The organism is Streptomyces sp. NPDC026522 (assembly GCF_055567555.1).
In genome coordinates this window covers 27,351-45,644 of record NZ_JBVHQF010000010.1, presented here as the reverse complement: position 1 = coordinate 45,644, position 18,294 = coordinate 27,351, and the positions used below count along the sequence as shown (strand labels likewise).

The window sequence follows — 18,294 nt, the reverse complement described above, 5'->3', positions numbered from 1 at the left end:
TGTAGTCCTCAGATCCCCACCGTGAAGCCGTTGGTCCAGCTCTGCATGTCGCTGATGAGCGTGCCCCACCAACCTGTGACGAGGAGCAGTCCGGTGACGATCAGCATGCCGCCGCCGATCCGCATCACCCACGCGTAGTGCCGCTTCACCCAGCCGAACGCACCGAGCGCCTTGCGGAACGCGAGCGCCGTGAGGATGAACGGCACCCCGAGGCCGAGGCAGAACACCGTGGTCAGCAGGGCGCCGCGGCCCGCGGTCGCCTGGTCGATGGAGAGCGTGTTGACGGCGGCGAGGGTGGGCCCCATGCAGGGGGTCCACCCGACGCCGAAGAGTACGCCGAGCAGGGGCGCGCCGATCAGACCGGCGGCCGGTTTCTTGTGGAAGCGGAACTCGCGCATCGTCAGGCCGGGGATCGCCCCCATGAAGAACAGGCCGAGCACGATCACCAGGCCGCCGAGGACGCGGGCTATGACGTCCTTGTTCTCCGCGAGCGTGTCGCCGAAGTAGCCGAACAGCGCGCCCGTCGAGACGAAGACCGCGGTGAAGCCGAGGACGAACAGGCTCGCCCCGGCCAGCATCCGGCCGCGCCGGGCTTCGGCGAGGTCGGCGCCGCCGACGCCGGTCACGTAGGAGAGGTAGCCGGGGACCAGCGGCAGCACGCAGGGCGAGAAGAAGGAGACCAGGCCGGCCAGCAGGGAGAGCGGCAGCGCGAGCAGCAGCGCCCCGTTGAGGACGGTGGTGTTCACGCCGGTCGCCCCGGCGGCGAGCAGGTGGAGCTCGGTGACCTCGGTGACCACGGGGTCACTTCTCCGCGAGCAGCGGGTCGATCATCGAGCGCAGCTGGGTCTCGTTGAGCGCGACCAGCGTGCGGGCGGCGATCTTGCCCTCCTTGTCGAGGACGACCGTGGAGGGGATCGACTGCGGGTTCAGCGTGCCCTTGGGGAAGCGCAGGATCAGCCGGCCGTCGGGGTCGTAGAGGCTCGGGTAGGTGATCCCGAAGTTCTCTTCGAAGGCGGCGGCGTTCTGCTTGCTGTTGTCGCGGATGTTCAGGCCGACGAAGGCGACGTCCTTGCCGCTGTCGGCCAGCTCCTTGGACACCTTCGCGAAGTACGGGGCCTCGGCCCGGCACGGCGGGCACCACGAGCCCCAGACGTTGAGGACGACGACCTTGCCCTTGAGGGTGGTCGTGTCGAGCGTCTTGCCGTCGACCGTCTCGCCGTCGAGCTTGGGCGCCTGGGTGCGCTCGCCCTTGGCGACGGTGGAGATGCCGCCGGCGCCCGCGACGTAGTTGCCGCCGGCCGAACCGGAGGGCTTGCTGCTGTCCGAATCCCCGCACGCGGTGAGGGTGAGGGCGCTCGCGAGGGTCACCGCGGTCAGCAGGCTGACGCGGCCGCTGGTCGAGCGGCGGCTACTTCGGCGGGCAAGCGCGCGGCTAAGGCTCATGTGAAAAGTTTCGCATGACCGATTTGCGGATCTTCCGCGCCCCCCGGGGGTGTGTTAAGCCGCTGGTCAGCTGAGGGAGAGATACGTGCGCCAGCCACCGGCCGGCTCCTGGCCGGGGGTGAGGGCGCGCAGCTTGGCGAGGAGGCGCGGGTCCTGGACGTCGAGCCAGTCGGCGAACTGCCGGAAGGATACGAGCCGTACGTCCTTTTTGTCCGACATGCCCTTGAGGGCTTCCTCGACGGCGTCCATGTAGATCCCGCCGTTCCACTCCTCGAAATGATTTCCGATGAACAGGGGCGCGCGGTTCGTCTCGTACGCCCGCTTGAAGCCGCTCAGGTAGGCGCCGGTGGCCTGGGTGCGCCAGAACGGGTAGTTGCCGGGGACGCCCCGGGTGGTGTTGACGGACTGGTTGGCGAGGATGTTGTAGTCCATCGACAGCACCTCGAAGGAGTGCCCGGGGAAGGGCATCGACTGGAGGGGCAGGTCCCACAGGCCCTCCCGCTTCTGCGGCCACCGCTGGTCACCGCCGGGCGAGGAGGCGTCGTAGCGCCAGCCGAGCTTGCGGGCGGTGGGCAGCAGGTTGTCCTGGCCGAGCAGGCAGGGGGTGCGGGCGCCGACCAGCTCCTTGCCGTAGTCGAAGGGCAGGGGTTCGAGGTCGGTGAAGCCGGTGTTCGTCCGCCAGTTGGTGACGAACGACACGGCCTGGTCGATCTCGCTCTGCCAGTCCTCCTGGCTCCAGTGCGCGACCGAGCCCGAGCCGGTGCAGAAGTGGCCGTTGAAGTGGGTGCCCACCTCGTGGCCGTCCAGCCACGCCTGGCGCACGTGGGTGAGGGTGGCGCGGATGTGCTCGTCGCTGAGGTAGCCGATGTCGGAGGCGCCGACGGGGTTGCCGGGGGGCCGGTAGAGCTCCCGCTTGGACTCGGGCAGCAGGTAGAGCCCGGAGAGGAAGAAGGTCATGGCCGCGCCGTGGTCCTTGGCGACCTTGAGGAAGCGCGGGAAGAGGCCGTTGCCGACCTCGCCGGCGCCGTCCCAGCTGAACACCACGAACTGGGGCGGGGTCTCGCCCGGCTGGAGCGGGACGGGGGCGGCCGGCTGGTGCGGCTGCGGGCCGGTGTCGGCGGTGGAACCGTCGCCGATCGGCTTGACGGGGGCCGCGCCGCCCTTGGTGCCGCCCCGGGGGTTCGCGGGACCCGGGCTGCCCGGGCCGGGCGCGCCGCCGCCGCACCCGGCGAGGCCGGCCGCCGCGGCGCCAAGTCCGAGGCCGAGCAACGCCCTTCGGCTGAAGTCGCGCACATCGCTCATGAAATGTCATACAAGCGGACATTCACGGGGAGGGGGAGGGCGACACGACCCCTCGGAGCGACTTGTACGAAAATAGGCCAACTCTTGGTCCATCCCAGGCCGAGCCCGGGGTGGCGGGCCGGGACCGCGCGGCGCCGGGCGGCCGGGGCGCGCAGCCCCGTACCTACCGCCCGGCCAGGGCCTACGCCTGCGCCTACGCGCCGAAGGCCTTCGACTTCCCCTTCACCGGCTTGGCCCCCGCCAGCAGGTGCGCCGGGACCAGGTCCCGGGCCGGCTCGCTGTAGCCCACCGACACCAGCGCATCGCCCTGGAACGTGAACGAGGTCAGCGACGCGAGCGTGCACTGACGGCGGCGCGGGTCGTGCCACAGCCGCCGCTTCTCCGCGAAGCTGCGCACGATCCAGATCGGCAGCTGGTGGCTCACCGCCACCGCCTCGTGCCCGCGCGCCGCGTCGCGCGCCGCCTCCAGCGCGCTCATCATCCGCACGACCTGCTCGACGTACGGCTCGCCCCAGGACGGCCTGAACGGGTTCGTCAGGTGTTTCCAGTTCGCCGGCTTGCGCAGCGCCCCGTCACCCACGCCGAACGTCTTGCCCTCGAAGACGTTCCCCGCCTCCAGCAGCCGCGCGTCGCTCGCCACGTCCAGTCCGTGCGCCTTCGCGACCGGCGCGGCCGTCTCCTGCGCCCGCTCCAGCGGGGAGGACACGACGTAGGTGATGTCCCGCGACTGGAGGTGCTCGGCGACCCGCTCGGCCATCTGCCGGCCCAGGTCGGAGAGGTGGTAACCGGAGCGGCGGCCGTAGAGCACGCCGTCCGGGTTGTGCACCTCGCCGTGCCGCATCAGGTGGACGACGGTGATCTCGCCCGGTGTGCTGCTGCTCATGCGGTGGCCTCCGCGGCGGCGCGGGCGGCGGCGGGCAGGGCGGCGGCGATGCGCTCCACGGCCTGCTCGTCGTGGGCGGTCGACACGAACCACGACTCGAACGCCGACGGCGGCAGGTAGACGCCCTGCGCCAGCATCGAGTGGAAGAAGCCGTTGAAGCGGAAGGCGTCCTGCTTCTTCGCGTCGTCGTAGTTCTTCACCTCGTCCTCGGTGAAGAACACCGAGAACATGTTGGAGGCGGTCTGCAGCCGGTGCGCGACGCCCTCCTTGGTCAGCGCCTCCGTGACCAGGCCCTGGACCTGCCGCGACACCGCGTCGACCTTCCCGTACGCCGCCTCGTCCAGCAGCCGCAGCTGCGCGAGGCCGGCGGCGGTGGCGACCGGGTTACCGGAGAGCGTGCCCGCCTGGTAGACCGGGCCGGCCGGGGCCAGGTGGCCCATCACGTCGGCGCGGCCGCCGAACGCCGCCGCCGGGAAACCGCCGCCCATGACCTTGCCGAAGGTCATCAGGTCCGGCTTGACCCCGTCGACGCCGTACCAGCCGGCGCGGGAGGTGCGGAACCCCGTCATCACCTCGTCGGAGATGTACAGGGCGCCGTTCTCCCGGCACAGGTCGGCCAGGCCCTGGTTGAAGCCCTCGCCGGGAGTGACCACGCCCATGTTGCCGGGCGCCGCCTCCGTGATCACACAGGCGATCTCGCCGGGGTGCGCGGCGAACGCCGCCCGGACCGCCGCCAGGTCGTTGTAGGGGAGCACGATCGTGTCGCCGGCCTGCGCGCCCGTGACACCGGGGGTGTCGGGGAGCGCGAAGGTCGCCAGCCCGGAACCGGCGGAGGCCAGCAGCGCGTCGACGTGCCCGTGGTAGCAGCCGGCGAACTTGACGACCTTGGCGCGGCCGGTGAAACCGCGGGCCAGCCGGATCGCCGACATGGTCGCCTCGGTGCCGGACGACACCAGACGCACCTGCTCGACGGGCTCGATGCGCGCGACGATCTCCTCGGCGAGTGCGACCTCGCCCTCGCCCGGGGTACCGAAGGACGTGCCGCGGGCGACGGCGGCCTGGACCGCCTCGATCACGGCCGGGTGGGAATGGCCGAGGATCATCGGCCCCCACGAGCAGACCAGGTCGACGTACTCGCGGCCGTCGGCATCGGTCAGATACGGACCGGTACCAGACACCATGAACCTGGGCGTACCCCCCACGGCGCGGAACGCGCGCACGGGAGAGTTCACGCCGCCGGGCGTCACTACGGACGCGCGCGCAAACAGGTTCTGCGAGACTGGGGCTTCATAGGGATACGGGTAGCTCACACCAGCCATGGTCTCAGAGGCCGCGACGGACTTGCGGACGGGCGTTTCACCGCGCCGCCCCGGGGGAGGTCACTGCCATGATGATCAGGCTGCGTGGCGGGGGCCGCGGGGCCGGGGCAGGCAATACCAGTCGGGTGGAGATATGCAACGCGGTGGTGGACCGGGCGAGGGTACGGACGGCCTGGACCCGCAGCGCGCCCGTGATGCCCGCCGTCGCGGCAAGCACCGGCGGCGCGGCACCGAGGCCGCCGATGCGGTACCCGAACCCGTCCGGCCGTCGGACGACCTGCCCAAGGGGCGCGGTATGGGGGTGACGTACAAGTACTTCGGCGCACCGGACGGCGCGACGGCGGCGCGGGTGCCCGTCACCATGCGGCCGGAGGAACTCGGCGGCGACGAGCTCGGCATGGGCGGCCTGTTCACCAAGATCAAGCCCGAGACGATGGCGGCCATGGTGCTGACCGGCATCGAGGGAATACCCCTGCACAAGGTGCCCCCGCTGGAACTGGTCGTCCTGCACCCCGACTACGCGGTGGTCAAGCTGCCGATGACGGTGGTGGACCCGCTGCGCGGCGTCGGCGAGGAGTCGGTCGGCGCGGCGGCCTTCATCTGGTCCACGGTGCCGGACCGCGGCGGTCCGAGCGACGCGTTCAACGTCTACCAGCTCCTGCACGAATGGCAGGACTTCTCCCACCGCCTCCACGAGGCGGGCCACCAGGCGTACTGCCTCGTCTGGCCGTGACGCGCGGTCTCACCCGGTCAGGGTCTTGAGGGCGCGTTCGCGCAGCGGGGCCAGGCGGACGCGGGGGGCGCCGTTGTGGACGGCGTTGGTGGCGATGACCACGTAGCGGCCGGTGGCGGGGGCGAGGTAGAGGCTCGTTCCGGTGAAGCCGTGGTGGTAGGCCACCGTTCCGCCGGCGGCGAGGACCCAGCCCAGGCCCCGGTAGAGGCCCGGCTCGATCTCGGCCTGCGGGGCGAGGCTCTCGCGCAGCCACCGGCAGAGCGGGCTCGCGTCGGCGTGGGCGGGGTCCGGGTGGGCGGGGTCCGGGTGGGCCGGGTCCGGGTGGGCCGGGTCACCGTGGGCGGGGCTCGCGTGACTGGGGCTCGGGTAGCTGGGGCGCTGGTGTCCGCCGAGCAGGTGCTCCGCGTACGTGGCGAGGTCGGCGGCGGGCGCGAACACCCCGGCGTGGCCGGCCACCCCGCCCATCGTCGCCGCGTTCTCGTCGTGCACCCAGCCCCAGAGGCGGTCATGGCCGTCGGGGTGCTCGGTCGGCGCGACGTCGGGCGCCTGGGGGACCGGACCGTAACTGGTGCGGCCCATGCCCAGCTCGGCCCAGAAGGCCGCGGCCTGCCGGTCCAGCGGCTCGCCGCCGACGTGCGCGAGGGCCAGGCCGAGCAGGATGTAGCCGCGGTTGATGTAGCGGTGGGTGCCGGGCAGGCTCTCCATCAGCTCGTGGCAGATCAGCTCGTGCAACGGCCGCGAGGTGAGGTCGTACAGGTCGAGACGGGTGGCGGCCTGGAGACCGGAGGTGTGCGACAGCAGCTGGCGCATGGTGGCCTCGCCGCTGGGCATGTGGCCCTCCATCGGCGGCAGGTACGCCCGTACCGGGGTGTCGAGGTCGAGCAGCCCGTCCGCGACCGCGCGGCCGACGAGCGGCCAGGTGGCGGTGACCTTCGTCAGCGAGGCCAGGTCGTAGACGGTGTTCTCGTCCGGGGCCTTGGGGTTGGTGTACGGGGAGACCACCCCGGCGGAGATCACCGTCCGCTCCCCCGCGGCCGTACCGCAGACGACGACACCGCCGGGGGTGGCGCGGGCGGCGACGGTCTCGGCCAGCGTGTCGCGCAGCCCGTGGGTCTCGGCGGTCGTGAACGGTACGGCCTGGGTCATCTCTGCCTCCGGGGTCGTGCTGGGCGGTGGTGATCTCCGCACTTAGCGTGGCCAGCGCGGGCACGGCCCGCCCGTCGCCGCGCCGGACCGTCCGCCGGGTCCCCCGGGCGGGTGCTCGTGCGCGCGGTCAGCGGCGCAGGGCCGTCGCCCGGCGCATGTGGGACAGCTTCTCGGGGTTGCGCACGGCGTACAGCCCGGTGATCAGGCCCTCGTCCATGCGCAGCGCCAGGACGGTGTCGAGTTCGCCTGCGAGGTGCAGGACCAGCGCCGGGTGGGCGTTGACGTGGGCCGGCCGCAGCGACGCCGCGGTGAGCCTGCCCAGGCCGGCGGCCAGCAGCCGGGCCACCTTGTCGGCGCCCACGACGGGCCGCAGGACGGCCTGCTTGATCCCGCCGCCGTCGCCGAGGAGGACCACGTCCGGCGCGAGCAGGTCGACCAGGCCCTGGATGTCACCCGTCTCGACCGCCCGCCGGAACGCCTCGAACGCGTCGCGGCTCTCGGTCGGCGACACCGCCCCGCGCGGTCGGCGCGCCGCGACGTGTGCGCGCGCCCGGTGGGCGATCTGGCGGACCGCGGCCGGGCTCTTGCCGACGGCGTCGGCGATCTCGTCGTAGCCCAGGTCGAACACCTCGCGCAGCACGAACACCGCCCGCTCGGTCGGCGCGAGCGTTTCCAGGACCAGCATCATCGCCATCGAGACGCTGTCGGCCAGCTCGACGTCCTCGGCGACGTCCGGTGCGGTCAGCAGCGGCTCGGGCAGCCACTCGCCGACGTACGTCTCCTTGCGCCGGCCGAGCGCGCGCAGCCGGCTCAGCGCCTGGCGGGTGGTGATCCGGACCAGGTACGCCCGCCGGTCCCGCACCGCGGCGAGGTCGACGCCCGCCCACCGCAGCCAGGTCTCCTGGAGCACGTCCTCCGCGTCGGCGGCCGAGCCGAGCATCTCGTAGGCGACGGTGAACAGCAGGTTGCGGTGGGCGACGAACGCCTCGGTGGCGGGGTCCGGGCCCACTGCTCGCTCGCTGTGCTGTCCGTTCTCCACCGGCTGCTCCTCGCCCGTTCGCTCCGACGCTGACACGCGCACAAGACGCCGCTCCCCCGGAGTCTGTGACACCGCTGCGCCGTGGCGCTCGTCACAGGGCCGCACCTGTCACACGGAGCGGGCCGCCGGCATCTCTTGTGCGTCCCGGCAACACCACGAGTGAGGACGACGTCATGGAAACCCGGTTCAACCTGTTCGAGAACGAGATCGCGCTCAAGTTCGCCAAGCGGTTCGCCAACACCGGCCTGGTGACCCAGCAGTCGCCGCTGGCGAAGTCCACGCAGGAGCTGGTGTCGCTGCGCGCCAGCCAGATCAACGGCTGCGGCTGGTGCATCGACATGCACACCAAGGAGGCCGCGGCCGCCGGTGAGACGGCGGTCCGGCTCCACCTGGTCGCCGCGTGGCGCGAGTCCACCGTGTTCACCGACGCCGAGCGGGCGGCGCTGGCCCTCGCCGAAGAGGGCACCCGGCTCGCCGACGCCCACCAGGGCGTGTCCGACGAGACCTGGGCCGAGGTGCGCAAGCACTACGACGACGACGAGACCGCTGCGCTGGTCTGCCTGGTCGCCCTGATCAACGCGGCCAACCGGCTCGCGGTGATCGTCCACCAGCAGGGTGGCTCCTACGAGCCCGGCATGTTCGCCGCGGCCCTCGGCTGACCCCGCGCCGGTCGCGGTCGCGGCGGGTGCCGGGCGGGGCCGGGGCCTGATCGGCCGCTGCGCCGCCGCGCAAGCGCCTCCGGGCTCCGCCCGGACCTCGCGGGGCTCCGCCCCGCACCCCGCGCCTCAAACGCCGGCGAGGCTGGATTTGCCCCGCCGTGCGCGGCGCGCGTCCGGGCGGAGCCCCAGCCCCTCACCGTCGGCGGATGGGGGGCGGGGCTGGGGCCGCCCGACCGCGGCAGGGCTGCCCGCTGGGGCCACCGTGTCGGCGCTGCCCGGAGGCAGGGCGACCGCGCTCCGCCCGGTGCGCATCCCGAGGGCCGCCGCGGTCTCCGTCTCCAGCGCCGGGACCACGGGCGGCGAACGCGCCCGCCGGGCCGGAGCTGCCCGAGGGCACGGCGCACCGCGGCCGGGGCCCGAAATTCCCAGCCGGTCGCCGGAGGCCAATGGCATGCTGGCAGGGTGAACGGACCCGGCATTCAGCTCACCCTCGCACCCGAACTGCACGTCTTCGCCGCGCCCAGCCGGCGGGCCGAGCGGGTTCCCACCGTGACCGACGGCGCCTCCAGCCTCGGGCACGTCGTCGAGTCCGCAGGCGTCCCGCTCACCGAGGTCGGCCGACTGCTCGTCGACGGCCACGAAGTGCCCGTCTCGTACGTGCCCCAAGCAGGTGAGCTGGTCGAGGTGTTCGGCGTCGACCGCCCCCAGCGGATCCCGCAGCACAGCGACGACGGCACCACCCCCCTCCGGTTCCTCCTCGACGTCCATCTCGGCACGCTCGCCCGCCGTCTGCGCCTGCTCGGTGTCGACGCCGCCTACGAGAACGAGGACATCGGCGACCCCGCCCTCGCCACCCGCTCCGCCGCCGAGCACCGCATCCTGCTCTCCCGTGACCGCGGCCTGCTGCGCCGCCGGGAGATCTTCGCCGGGGCGTACGTCTACAGCGACAACCCCGACGAACAACTGCGCGACGTACTCAGCCGCTTCGCCCCGCCCCTCGCACCCTGGACCCGCTGCACCGCCTGCAACGGACCGCTCCGCCAGGCCGACAAGGGCAGCGTGGGCGACCGCCTCCAGCACGGCACGCAGCGCTCCTACGACGTGTTCGCCCAGTGCACCGACTGCGAACGCGTGTACTGGCGCGGCGCCCACCACGCCCGCCTGGAGCGGATCGTCTCCGACGCCCTGGCGGAGTTCGGCAACAACAGCGGCAACACCGGCGGCAACAGCCATGGCGACGGTGACGCCGCCGCGTGACGTGCGGCAGACTGCCGAGGCATGACTGCCGCTGAGGACCACACCCCCAACGCCGTTGTCGACGTCGCCGTTGTCGGCGCCGGCCCCACCGGGCTCCTGCTCGCCGGCGACCTCGCCGCCGCCCGCCTCTCCGTCACCCTCATCGAGCGACGCCCCCGCACCGCCGCCAATCTGACCCGGGCCTTCGCCGTCCACGCCCGCACCCTCGAACTCCTCGACGCGCGCGGCGTCGCCGACCAACTCGTCTCCACCGGCCGACGGATCGACCGCTTACGCCCCTTCGGTGGCATGGCCCTCTCCCTTCAACGGCTGCGCTCCCGCTACCCCTTCGTACTGGTCACCCCCCAATATGAGACAGAGAAACTGCTGGAGCGCCGAGCGCTGTCCACAGGGGCGGTCATCCGATATGACTGGCAAGTCACCGGCCTCCACCAGGACGACGACACCGTCACCCTCGACATCGCCACCCCCACCGGCCCCGTACGCCAGACCGCCCGCCACGTCGTCGGCACCGACGGCGTCCGCTCCACCATCCGCCAGGCCCTCGGCCTCCCCTTCCCCGGCCGGGCCGTCGTCCGTTCCATGGTCCTGGCCGACGTACGGCTGACCCGGCCCCCCGAGGACTTCCTCGCCGTCAACGGCAGCGCCGACGCCTTCGCCCTCGTCGTCCCCTTCGGCGACGGCTGGTACCGCGCCATCGCCTGGCACCGCCACGGCCGCGCCGCCGACACCGACCCCGTCGGCCTCGAAGAACTGCGCACCATCACCCGCGCCGCCCTCGGCACCGACTACGGCATGCACGACCCCCGCTGGATGTCCCGCTTCCACAGCGACGAGCGCCAGGTCCCCCGGTACCGCGTCGGCCGCGTGTTCCTCGCCGGGGACGCCGCCCACGTGCACTCCCCGGCCGGCGGCCTCGGCATGAACACCGGCCTCCAGGACGCCGCCAACCTCTCCTGGAAGCTCGCCGCCGTCCTGGGCGGACACAGCCCCGACCCCGAGGCCCTCCTCGACAGCTACCACCGCGAACGCCACCCCGTCGGCCGCCTCGTCCTGCGCGCGAGCGGCGCACTCGTCCGCACCGCCATGGTCAGCGACCCCGCCCGCCGCGCCGCCCGCGCCCTCGGCGCCGCGCTCCTCGCCCGGCTCCGCCCCGCCCAGGAACGCGCCCTCGGCATGATCTCCGGCACCGCGATCGCCTACCCGCCCCCGCCGGGCACCCGCCGCCCCACCACCGCGGGCCGCCGCGCCCCCGACCTGCCCCTCGCCGACGGCCTGCGCCTCTACGAGGCCCTGCGCACCGGCGGCTTCGTCCTCATCACCCCGCCCGGCCGGCCCACCCCGCCCGGAAGCCCGCTCGCCCACCACCACTGGCCCACCGGGCGGCGTACGGCGACCGTCCTGGTACGCCCCGACGGCTACGTCGCCTGGAGTTCCGAGCGGGCCGACGACACCGCCACCGCCGCCGCCGTCGCGTCCTGGCTCCTCCCGCAACCCGCCGCCCCGCACAAGGAGCAGCCCCCGCAGGAGTAGCCACCCGGAGCAGTCTTCAGAACGAGTACGCGTCGCCCGTGTCCAGCGCCAGCACCGCGTGCTCGTTGTTGCCGCTGTTGCGGTCGGAGGCGCCGCCGTCCCACCAGGTGTCGACCCGCACCACCACCTCCGGAACCCGCTCCCGCAGCCCGAGCAGCAGCCCGATGTGCCGCCCCTGCCCGTGCGCGGGCAGCGGGCCGGTCTCGCAGACCACCTCCCGCCGCCCCGCCCGAGCACAGCCCTCGGCCAGCTCCTGCCGGTCCCCGAGGTCCACCGACAGCCGTACCCGCAGCGTGGCGTCGGCCACCGCGTTCGGCCCCTCGTTGTGCGGGACCAGCCACACCCGCAGCTGCCCCCGGTCCAGCTGGACCCGGCCGTGGTACGAGACGTCCGCCTCGGGCTCGGGCGCCCGGGCCCCGGCACTGCCCGCGCTCCCGACGCCGCCCAGCACCAGCAGGCCGGCCACCACCACACTCCGTACGGCACCACGGCGCACCGCAACCACCTCCACGCGCGAACGCTAGACCGCCCGGACACCCACCGGTCGGACCATCACACGAACGAGGGCGCGCCGCGGCCCGTTCCGGCGGCCAACCAGCGGCACCGTGCCATCGGCCTATGCTGGCCGGGAATCGCCCGTACGAACGAACGACGAACGAGGAGCACGCCCATGAGCCCCGCCACCCGGACCGCCGTCATCACCGGCGCGAGCAGCGGCATCGGCGCGGCCACCGCCCGGCAGCTCGCGGCGGCCGGCTACCACGTCGTCCTCACCGCGCGCCGCAAGGACCGTATCGAGGCCCTCGCCGCCGAGCTCGCCGACGCCGGACACGAGGCCACCGCCCACGCCCTCGACGTCACCGACCGCGCCGCGGTGGACGCCTTCGCGGCCGCCCTCCAGCGCTGCGACGTGCTCGTCAACAACGCCGGCGGGGCGATCGGGGCCGAGCCCGTCGCCACCGGCGACCCGGCCGACTGGCGCACGATGTACGAGGTCAACGTCATCGGGACGCTCAACGTCACCCAGGCCCTCCTGCCGGCCCTCGTCGCCTCCGGCGACGGCACGGTGGTCGTCCTGTCCTCCACGGCCGGGCACTCCACGTACGAGGGCGGCGCCGGCTACGTCGCCGCCAAGAACGGAGCCCGCGTCCTCGCCGAGACGCTCCGCCTGGAGATCGTCGGGCAGCCCGTGCGCGTCATCGAGATCGCCCCGGGCATGGTCAAGACGGAGGAGTTCGCGAAGACCCGCTTCCGGGGCGACGCGGAGAAGGCCGAGAAGGTGTACGCGGGCGTCGCGCACCCCCTCTCCGCCGACGACGTGGCCGACACCATCACCTGGGCGGTGACCCGCCCCAGCCACGTCAACATCGACCTCCTGGTGGTCCGCCCCCGCGCCCAGGCCTCGAACACGAAGGTCCACCGCGAGCTCTGAGCCCGCCGCGGCGCGAGCGGGGCCGCGCGCCTTGCCGGGCGCGCACCCGGCGACGCTGCGGGCCGGCCCCCGGGTGAACACCCGTCCCCTCGGCCTGAATTACTGTCGGAGTAAATTCAGGCCGAGGGAACGGACCCCCATGCGCAAGCTCACTTACTTCGTCGGCACCACCATCGACGGCTTCATCGCCGCCCCCGACGGCGACTTCGACTTCTTCATGCCGCACCTCACCGAGGACTACCTCCCGTACCTGCTCACCGAGTACGCCGACACCTTCCCGGCGCCCGCCCGCGCCGCCCTCGGCGTCGCCGACGCGCCGAACGCCCGCTTCGACACCGTGCTCATGGGCCGCGGTACGTACGCCCCCGGCCTGGCCCAGGGGCTCACCAGCCCGTACCCCCACCTCCACCAGATCGTCCTCTCCCGCTCGCTCCCCGCCAGCCCGGACCCGGCCGTCGAGATCACGGCCGAGGAGCCGGTGAAGCTGGTCCGCCGGCTCAAGGAGGAGTCCGGACTCGGCATCTGGCTCTGCGGCGGCGCCGACCTGGCCGGCCAACTCCTGCCCGAGATCGACGAACTGATCGTCAAGCAGTACCCGATCGTGGCCGGCACCGGCATCCCGCTCTTCCGGGCCGACTTCGCGCCCCGCACCTTCCGGCTCACCGACAGCCAGTCGTTCCCGGGCGGAAACCTCGTCCTCACCTACGCCAAGGCGTCCGACCAGTAACCACGACGCCGGGGCTCCGCCTTAGCCCTTGATGCAGATGACCTGCTTGAGCTTGGCCACCACCTCGACCAGGTCGGTCTGCTGGTCGATGACCTGCTCGATCGACTTGTACGCGCCCGGGATCTCGTCCACGACGCCGGAGTCCTTACGGCACTCCACGCCCTGGGTCTGCTCCGCGAGGTCCCGGGCGGAGAAGCGCTTCTTCGCCGCCGTCCGGCTCATCTTCCGGCCGGCGCCGTGCGAGGCCGAGTTGAAGGACTTCTCGTTGCCGAGTCCCTTCACGATGTACGAACCCGTCCCCATCGAGCCGGGGATGATCCCGAAGTCACCGCTGCCGGCGCGGATCGCACCCTTCCGGGTGACCAGCAGGTCCATGCCGTCGTACCGCTCCTGCGCCACGTAGTTGTGGTGGCAGCTGATCTCCTGCTCGAAGGAGACCTTGGCCTTCCGGAACTCCTTGCGGATGACCTCCTTGAACAGGCTCATCATCACGGCGCGGTTGAACTTCGCGTACTCCTGCGCCCAGAAGAGGTCACTGCGGTACGCCTCCATCTCCGGGGTCGCCGCCAGGAACACGGCCAGGTCCCGGTCGACCAGACCCTGGTTGTGGGAGAGCCCGCGGGCCACCTCGATGTGGAAGTTCGCCAGCTCGTTGCCGATGTTGCGGGAACCCGAGTGCAGCATGAGCCAGACGGAACCGGACTGATCGAGACAGAACTCGACAAAGTGGTTTCCCCCACCGAGCGTTCCGACCTGCTTTGCAGCCCGTTCCCGGCGGTTTTTGACCGCATCGGCGAGGTAGTCGAACCGCTGCCACAGGTCGTCGTAGGCCGCCTCCTTCGCCCCGAACCCGTACAGCCGCTGCGGGTCCACGGGCTCCTTGTGCAGGCCCACACCCACCGGGATCGCGCGCTCGATCTTCGACCGAAGCGCCGACAGGTCGCCCGGGAGGTCGTTCGCCGTGAGGGAGGTCCGCACCGCCGACATGCCGCAGCCGATGTCGACGCCGACCGCCGCCGGGCAGACCGCGTCCTTCATCGCGATCACCGAACCGACCGTGGCGCCCTTGCCGTAGTGGACGTCCGGCATGACGGCCAGGCCCTTGATCCACGGGAGCGTCGCCACGTTGCGCAGCTGCTGCATCGCGTGGTCCTCGACCGACGCGGGATCGGTCCACATCCGGATCGGAACTTTCGCCCCGGGCACCTCTACATACGACATAACAGCCTCAAAACCCCGTTAACCACAGGAAAGTCGGAATACGCAAAAAGCCTCGCTCATGGCTCCAAAGCGGACAAGGAACCGGCGCCGGCACCAGCGTGTGCGATAGACATTGTGTCCAGCCGTGCCCCAGCCACGGCAAAGCAATTTTCCTGACCGCCGGGCAGCCGGCCGGCCGAAGGGAGCCATGGGACGTGCAGCGCAAGGCAGTACGACGGCGGGCCCTGCCAGGCGTCGCGATGCTCACCGCGCTCGTGGCCGGGGTCACCGGCCTCACCGGGTGCACCGAGACGAGCAAGCCCGGCACCACCACCGACGCGAAGGCCGGCGGCAGCACCGCCCTGCCCGCGCAGCCGGGGAAGTACCGCTACCTCCCCGCGCCGTGCAAGGCCGTCGACGCCAAGCGGCTGCGGGCCATGCTCCCGGCCGACGAGAGCCTCACAAACGAGCAGCGCGAGCAGCTCTACGCCGGGACCGCGGACGCCTCGTACGACGCCGACCGGCGCGTCGGCTGTAGGTGGACCGCGCAGACGCCCTCGGACACCCGGCTGTTGTCCATCGGCTTCGAGCGCGTGGTCTCGTACGACCGGGCCGCCGCGAGCGACGACGACAAGGCGCGGCAGGTGTACGTACGCCGCCTCACCGACGCGCACCTGCCGTTCCCCGGCGCCACGGCGACGCCTTCCGCACCCGCCGCACCCGCCGCACCCGCCGCCCCCAGCACGCCCCCGAGCCCCGCCGGCAGCCCCGCCGGCAGCCCGAGCGGCAGTGCCAGCCCCAGCCCCAGCCCCAGCGCCGCGCCCGAGCTCGGCTCGCGCGTCCTGGAGGGGCTCGGCAACGAGGCGTACATCGAGGACAAGCTGAGCCCGGCCGGTACCAGCACCGCCCAGTCGCGCACCGTGCGCACTGTGTTCCGTACCTCGAACGTCATCGTCACCATCGAGTACAGCGTCCAGCCCGCCCAGCCCGGCGCCGCCCCTTCCAGCACGGAAACCCAAGACAAGGTGCGGCAGTTGGCGCAGGCGCTCGTCGAGCGCTTCAACGACTGACCGTACGCGCCGGAAGGGGGCGCGCGCGCCCCGCGTGACGGCGCGCACAGCAGCCGGGCGCCGGGTCGGGCTACCGTTGTTCGAGTCCCGCGCCCGAACCGCGCCGACACCAAGGGCCGCAGCAAGGGCCGCAGCAAGGCCCGCACGAAGGCCGTAAGAAGGCCCGTGAGACGGCCCCAACGACTGAAGGAACCATGCACCGATCAGCCTCGCGCCTCACCCGCGTTCTCGCCTGCGCAGCCGTCCCGGTGATCCTCACCGTCGCCGGATGCTCCTCCGATTCGGGCAAGGCCTCGGGCTCGGACGGCAAGAAGTCCGATTCCTCCGCATCCTCCAAGCCGGGCGGGAAGAAGACGCCCACCCTGGAGAAGGTGGCGTTCAGCACGCTGCCGGAGCCCTGCAAGGCGGTGCAGCCGAAGACCGTCGACGCCCTCGTGCCCAAGGCGAAGGACAAGAACGGCGCCGCGACGAAGTCGAACGACCTCTCCAGCCGGGCCAGCTGCTCCTGGAACGGCCTCGACGAGGACGGGCTCAAGGGCTCGCAGTACCACTGGCTGTCGATCTCGCTGGTCCGCTACGACTCCCACGCCACCCTCGGCAGCGGCAACAAGCGCGCCGAGGACCAGTACAACAAGCAGGTCGAGACGGCGAAGAAGGTCGACGGCGCCCACGACGTCAAGGTGGAGCAGGCCGGCGGGATCGGCGACCAGGGCACGTCCGTCGCCTACGGCGTGAAGAAGGACGTGGACTTCTTCAACACCACCGTCGTCGTACGCGACAAGAACGTCGTGATCACCCTCGACTACAACGGCGCCGCCTACGAGGGCGCGGCCGCCCCGGACCAGGGCAAACTGCTCCAGGACGCCATCGCCGCCGCCAAGGAGACGGCCGCCTCGGTCGAGGCCGCCGGCACCGGCCAGCCGGCCCCCGGCCAGCCCGCCGACCAGCCCGCCGCGAGCCAGCCCGCCCCCGGACAGGGCGCGCCCCAGGGCGGCGCCCCGCAGCCGTCGCAGTCGGCGCAGGAGTCCAAGTCCCCGGAGCCCTCGAAGTCCGCGGGGCAGTAGGAAACGGCGGAGGCGGGGGCAGCGGTAGGGCTGACATCCAGTCACCCGTACTCTGTGCCTGCCCGGGCTCGTCACAGCTCCCGGCAGCAGCTCGTAGCACGTCGAAGGGGAGGGGATCACGGGTGGCCGCGATGCAGCTGACTCGTACGCACCGGATACTCATCGGTGTCGTGGTCGCCGGAGCCGTGGTCATCGCGGGCATCGGTTTCGCGGGTTCGTACTCCGCGGTGCGCGCGCTGGCCCTGAAGAAGGGTTTCGGCAACTTCTCGCTGGTGTTCCCCATCGGCATCGACGCCGGCATCTGCGTGCTGCTGGCGCTCGACCTGCTGCTGACGTGGATCCGCATACCGTTCCCGCTGCTGCGCCAGACGGCGTGGCTGCTGACCGCCGCGACGATCGCGTTCAACGGTGCGGCGGCCTGGCCGGATCCGCTCGGTGTCGGCATGCACGCCGTGATCCCGATCCTGTTCGTGGTCACCGTCGAGGCGGCCCGGCACGCGGTGGGCCGGATAGCGGACATCACCGCCGACCGGCACATGGAGGGCGTCCGGATCACCCGCTGGCTGCTCTCCCCCGTCCCCACCTTCAAACTGTGGCGCCGGATGAAGCTGTGGGAGCTGCGCTCGTACGAGCAGGCGGTCGGCATGGAGCAGGACCGGCTGATCTACCAGGCCCGCCTCCAGGCCCGCTACGGGCGCGCCTGGCGCCGCAAGGCCCCCGTCGAGGCGCTGATGCCGCTGCGCCTGGCCCGTATCGGCGTGCCGCTCGCCCAGACGGCCCCGACGGGTCTCGCCGCGGCCGGCATCGAGCCGCTGCTGCTGCCCCCGGCCGAGGTGGAAGGGGATGCGGAGCCCGCGGCCCCGGCCCTCGAAGCGGCGCCGCACGGCCAGGCGCCCGGAACCCCCGCCCCGCAGGGCCGGGCGCCCGAAGCCCCCGGCGCCCCCGGCGACCAGCCCGCCGCCCCGCAGCCCGTGGTTCCCGGCCCGCTCCCCGCCCAGCTGCCCTTCGCGGTGGAGCCGACCGCCATGCCCGCGGCCCACAACAGCGCCTGGTTCGCCGCGCCCCTGGCCCCCCAGGCGGCGTACGAGGGCGGCTACAACCCCCAGTACGTCGAGGGCCTGGAGCCGACCCCGGTCATGGCTCCGGCCGGCCCGGACCAGCAGGACCAGGCCCCCGCCCCGGAGCCGGAGACCGCCCCGGACGCGGACATCGACGAGGTGAAGTTCACGGAGGCCGCCTACGAGGTGTTCCGCGGCTTCCTCGACGAGCACTCGCAGTTCCCGACCCCGGAGCAGGTGGACATACACCTCTCGGACCGCCACGGGATAGTGCACCCGCGCAGCGCCTCGATGATCCGTCGCCTGATGCCGGAGCTCAAGCTCCGCTACCAGCGCGACCTGGAGAACGAGCACATCGCGTAAGCGGCCCCACCAGCACGGCGGAAGGGCCCGTACCCCCGGTGGCCACCGGGGCTACGGGCCCTTCTC

At 72.5% G+C, this 18,294-nt stretch carries 18 protein-coding genes; 9 read left to right on the top strand and 9 right to left on the bottom strand.

The annotated features are described in order from the left end of the window. Positions 1-8: 8 nt before the first annotated feature. The 5 genes from ACZ4M3_RS24915 to hemL form a co-directional block, all read right to left on the bottom strand. Positions 9-797, bottom strand: coding sequence for a cytochrome c biogenesis CcdA family protein (locus ACZ4M3_RS24915; protein WP_467736129.1), 789 nt, complete (start codon positions 795-797; stop codon positions 9-11). A 4-nt stretch (positions 798-801) separates the two neighbouring features. Then, positions 802-1,443, bottom strand: a complete 642-nt coding sequence (locus ACZ4M3_RS24910; protein ID WP_467736127.1) for a TlpA family protein disulfide reductase — start codon at positions 1,441-1,443, stop codon at positions 802-804. 66 nt (positions 1,444-1,509) lie between these two features. After that, the gene (locus tag ACZ4M3_RS24905) at positions 1,510-2,736 is read right to left on the bottom strand and encodes a polysaccharide deacetylase family protein (RefSeq protein ID WP_467736536.1); all 1,227 of its coding nucleotides are present in this window, start codon (positions 2,734-2,736) and stop codon (positions 1,510-1,512) included. 202 nt (positions 2,737-2,938) lie between these two features. Continuing rightward, complete coding sequence (locus ACZ4M3_RS24900; RefSeq protein WP_467736125.1) at positions 2,939-3,628, bottom strand: histidine phosphatase family protein; 690 nt, start codon at positions 3,626-3,628, stop codon at positions 2,939-2,941. After that, positions 3,625-4,947, bottom strand: coding sequence for a glutamate-1-semialdehyde 2,1-aminomutase (hemL, locus tag ACZ4M3_RS24895; RefSeq protein WP_467736123.1), 1,323 nt, complete (start codon positions 4,945-4,947; stop codon positions 3,625-3,627). Before hemL ends, ACZ4M3_RS24900 begins: the two co-directional genes overlap by 4 nt. Positions 4,948-5,242: 295 nt before the next feature. Between hemL and ACZ4M3_RS24890 the strand changes: the two genes are divergently transcribed. Next, positions 5,243-5,680 (top strand): hypothetical protein, encoded by a 438-nt coding sequence (locus ACZ4M3_RS24890; RefSeq protein WP_136216611.1) that lies wholly within the window; start codon positions 5,243-5,245, stop codon positions 5,678-5,680. 9 nt (positions 5,681-5,689) lie between these two features. Here ACZ4M3_RS24890 and ACZ4M3_RS24885 read toward each other — a convergent pair whose 3' ends face one another. Continuing rightward, entirely contained in the window at positions 5,690-6,826 is a 1,137-nt protein-coding gene (locus ACZ4M3_RS24885) for a serine hydrolase domain-containing protein (protein ID WP_467736121.1), read from the bottom strand. A gap of 127 nt (positions 6,827-6,953) precedes the next feature. After that, complete coding sequence (locus tag ACZ4M3_RS24880; protein ID WP_467736120.1) at positions 6,954-7,865, bottom strand: RNA polymerase sigma-70 factor; 912 nt, start codon at positions 7,863-7,865, stop codon at positions 6,954-6,956. Between the two features lie 173 nt (positions 7,866-8,038). On the opposite strand from ACZ4M3_RS24880, the gene ACZ4M3_RS24875 reads away from it, so the two are divergent. The 3 genes from ACZ4M3_RS24875 (at position 8,039) to ACZ4M3_RS24865 (ending at position 11,314) form a co-directional block, all read left to right on the top strand. Next, a complete protein-coding gene (locus ACZ4M3_RS24875) occupies positions 8,039-8,524 on the top strand; it encodes a carboxymuconolactone decarboxylase family protein (RefSeq protein ID WP_467736118.1) in 486 nt (161 codons plus the stop codon). A gap of 462 nt (positions 8,525-8,986) precedes the next feature. Continuing rightward, a complete protein-coding gene (locus tag ACZ4M3_RS24870) occupies positions 8,987-9,781 on the top strand; it encodes a Mut7-C RNAse domain-containing protein (RefSeq protein WP_467736116.1) in 795 nt (264 codons plus the stop codon). A gap of 21 nt (positions 9,782-9,802) precedes the next feature. Further along, positions 9,803-11,314 (top strand): FAD-dependent monooxygenase, encoded by a 1,512-nt coding sequence (locus ACZ4M3_RS24865; RefSeq protein ID WP_467736114.1) that lies wholly within the window; start codon positions 9,803-9,805, stop codon positions 11,312-11,314. Between the two features lie 16 nt (positions 11,315-11,330). Here the strand turns inward: ACZ4M3_RS24865 and ACZ4M3_RS24860 are convergent, their stop codons facing one another. Then, positions 11,331-11,825, bottom strand: a complete 495-nt coding sequence (locus tag ACZ4M3_RS24860; RefSeq protein ID WP_467736112.1) for a hypothetical protein — start codon at positions 11,823-11,825, stop codon at positions 11,331-11,333. Positions 11,826-11,984: 159 nt separating this feature from the next. Here ACZ4M3_RS24860 and ACZ4M3_RS24855 point away from each other — a divergent pair, with 159 nt between their 5' ends. Both ACZ4M3_RS24855 and ACZ4M3_RS24850 read left to right on the top strand, forming a co-directional pair. Continuing rightward, positions 11,985-12,746 (top strand): SDR family NAD(P)-dependent oxidoreductase, encoded by a 762-nt coding sequence (locus tag ACZ4M3_RS24855; protein ID WP_467736110.1) that lies wholly within the window; start codon positions 11,985-11,987, stop codon positions 12,744-12,746. A 139-nt stretch (positions 12,747-12,885) separates the two neighbouring features. Beyond that, complete coding sequence (locus tag ACZ4M3_RS24850) at positions 12,886-13,473, top strand: dihydrofolate reductase family protein (protein ID WP_467736108.1); 588 nt, start codon at positions 12,886-12,888, stop codon at positions 13,471-13,473. Between the two features lie 21 nt (positions 13,474-13,494). Here the strand turns inward: ACZ4M3_RS24850 and ACZ4M3_RS24845 are convergent, their stop codons facing one another. Continuing rightward, positions 13,495-14,694 carry an RtcB family protein gene (locus tag ACZ4M3_RS24845; protein ID WP_467736106.1) on the bottom strand — a complete coding sequence of 400 codons (1,200 nt, stop codon included), beginning with the start codon at positions 14,692-14,694 and terminating at the stop codon, positions 13,495-13,497. Positions 14,695-14,888: 194 nt separating this feature from the next. Here ACZ4M3_RS24845 and ACZ4M3_RS24840 point away from each other — a divergent pair, with 194 nt between their 5' ends. The 3 genes from ACZ4M3_RS24840 to ACZ4M3_RS24830 all read left to right on the top strand — a co-directional run bounded on the left by ACZ4M3_RS24840 (position 14,889) and on the right by ACZ4M3_RS24830 (position 18,228). Next, complete coding sequence (locus ACZ4M3_RS24840; RefSeq protein ID WP_467736104.1) at positions 14,889-15,743, top strand: DUF3558 domain-containing protein; 855 nt, start codon at positions 14,889-14,891, stop codon at positions 15,741-15,743. Between the two features lie 194 nt (positions 15,744-15,937). Further along, on the top strand, positions 15,938-16,807 hold the full coding sequence (locus ACZ4M3_RS24835; RefSeq protein WP_467736102.1) for a DUF3558 family protein: 870 nt from the start codon (positions 15,938-15,940) through the stop codon (positions 16,805-16,807). A 122-nt stretch (positions 16,808-16,929) separates the two neighbouring features. Then, positions 16,930-18,228 carry a DUF2637 domain-containing protein gene (locus ACZ4M3_RS24830; RefSeq protein WP_467736100.1) on the top strand — a complete coding sequence of 433 codons (1,299 nt, stop codon included), beginning with the start codon at positions 16,930-16,932 and terminating at the stop codon, positions 18,226-18,228. The last annotated feature ends 66 nt before the right edge of the window (positions 18,229-18,294 follow it).

Coding starts and splice junctions, on each gene's coding strand:
- ACZ4M3_RS24845 (WP_467736106.1), bottom strand. CDS start 14,694: ATGTCGTATGTAGAGGTGCCCGGGGCGAAAGTTCCGATCCGGATGTGG.
- ACZ4M3_RS24865 (WP_467736114.1), top strand. CDS start 9,803: ATGACTGCCGCTGAGGACCACACCCCCAACGCCGTTGTCGACGTCGCC.
- ACZ4M3_RS24910 (WP_467736127.1), bottom strand. CDS start 1,443: ATGAGCCTTAGCCGCGCGCTTGCCCGCCGAAGTAGCCGCCGCTCGACC.
- ACZ4M3_RS24850 (WP_467736108.1), top strand. CDS start 12,886: ATGCGCAAGCTCACTTACTTCGTCGGCACCACCATCGACGGCTTCATC.
- ACZ4M3_RS24835 (WP_467736102.1), top strand. CDS start 15,938: ATGCACCGATCAGCCTCGCGCCTCACCCGCGTTCTCGCCTGCGCAGCC.
- ACZ4M3_RS24900 (WP_467736125.1), bottom strand. CDS start 3,628: ATGAGCAGCAGCACACCGGGCGAGATCACCGTCGTCCACCTGATGCGG.
- hemL (WP_467736123.1), bottom strand. CDS start 4,947: ATGGCTGGTGTGAGCTACCCGTATCCCTATGAAGCCCCAGTCTCGCAG.
- ACZ4M3_RS24875 (WP_467736118.1), top strand. CDS start 8,039: ATGGAAACCCGGTTCAACCTGTTCGAGAACGAGATCGCGCTCAAGTTC.
- ACZ4M3_RS24855 (WP_467736110.1), top strand. CDS start 11,985: ATGAGCCCCGCCACCCGGACCGCCGTCATCACCGGCGCGAGCAGCGGC.
- ACZ4M3_RS24885 (WP_467736121.1), bottom strand. CDS start 6,826: ATGACCCAGGCCGTACCGTTCACGACCGCCGAGACCCACGGGCTGCGC.
- ACZ4M3_RS24890 (WP_136216611.1), top strand. CDS start 5,243: ATGGGGGTGACGTACAAGTACTTCGGCGCACCGGACGGCGCGACGGCG.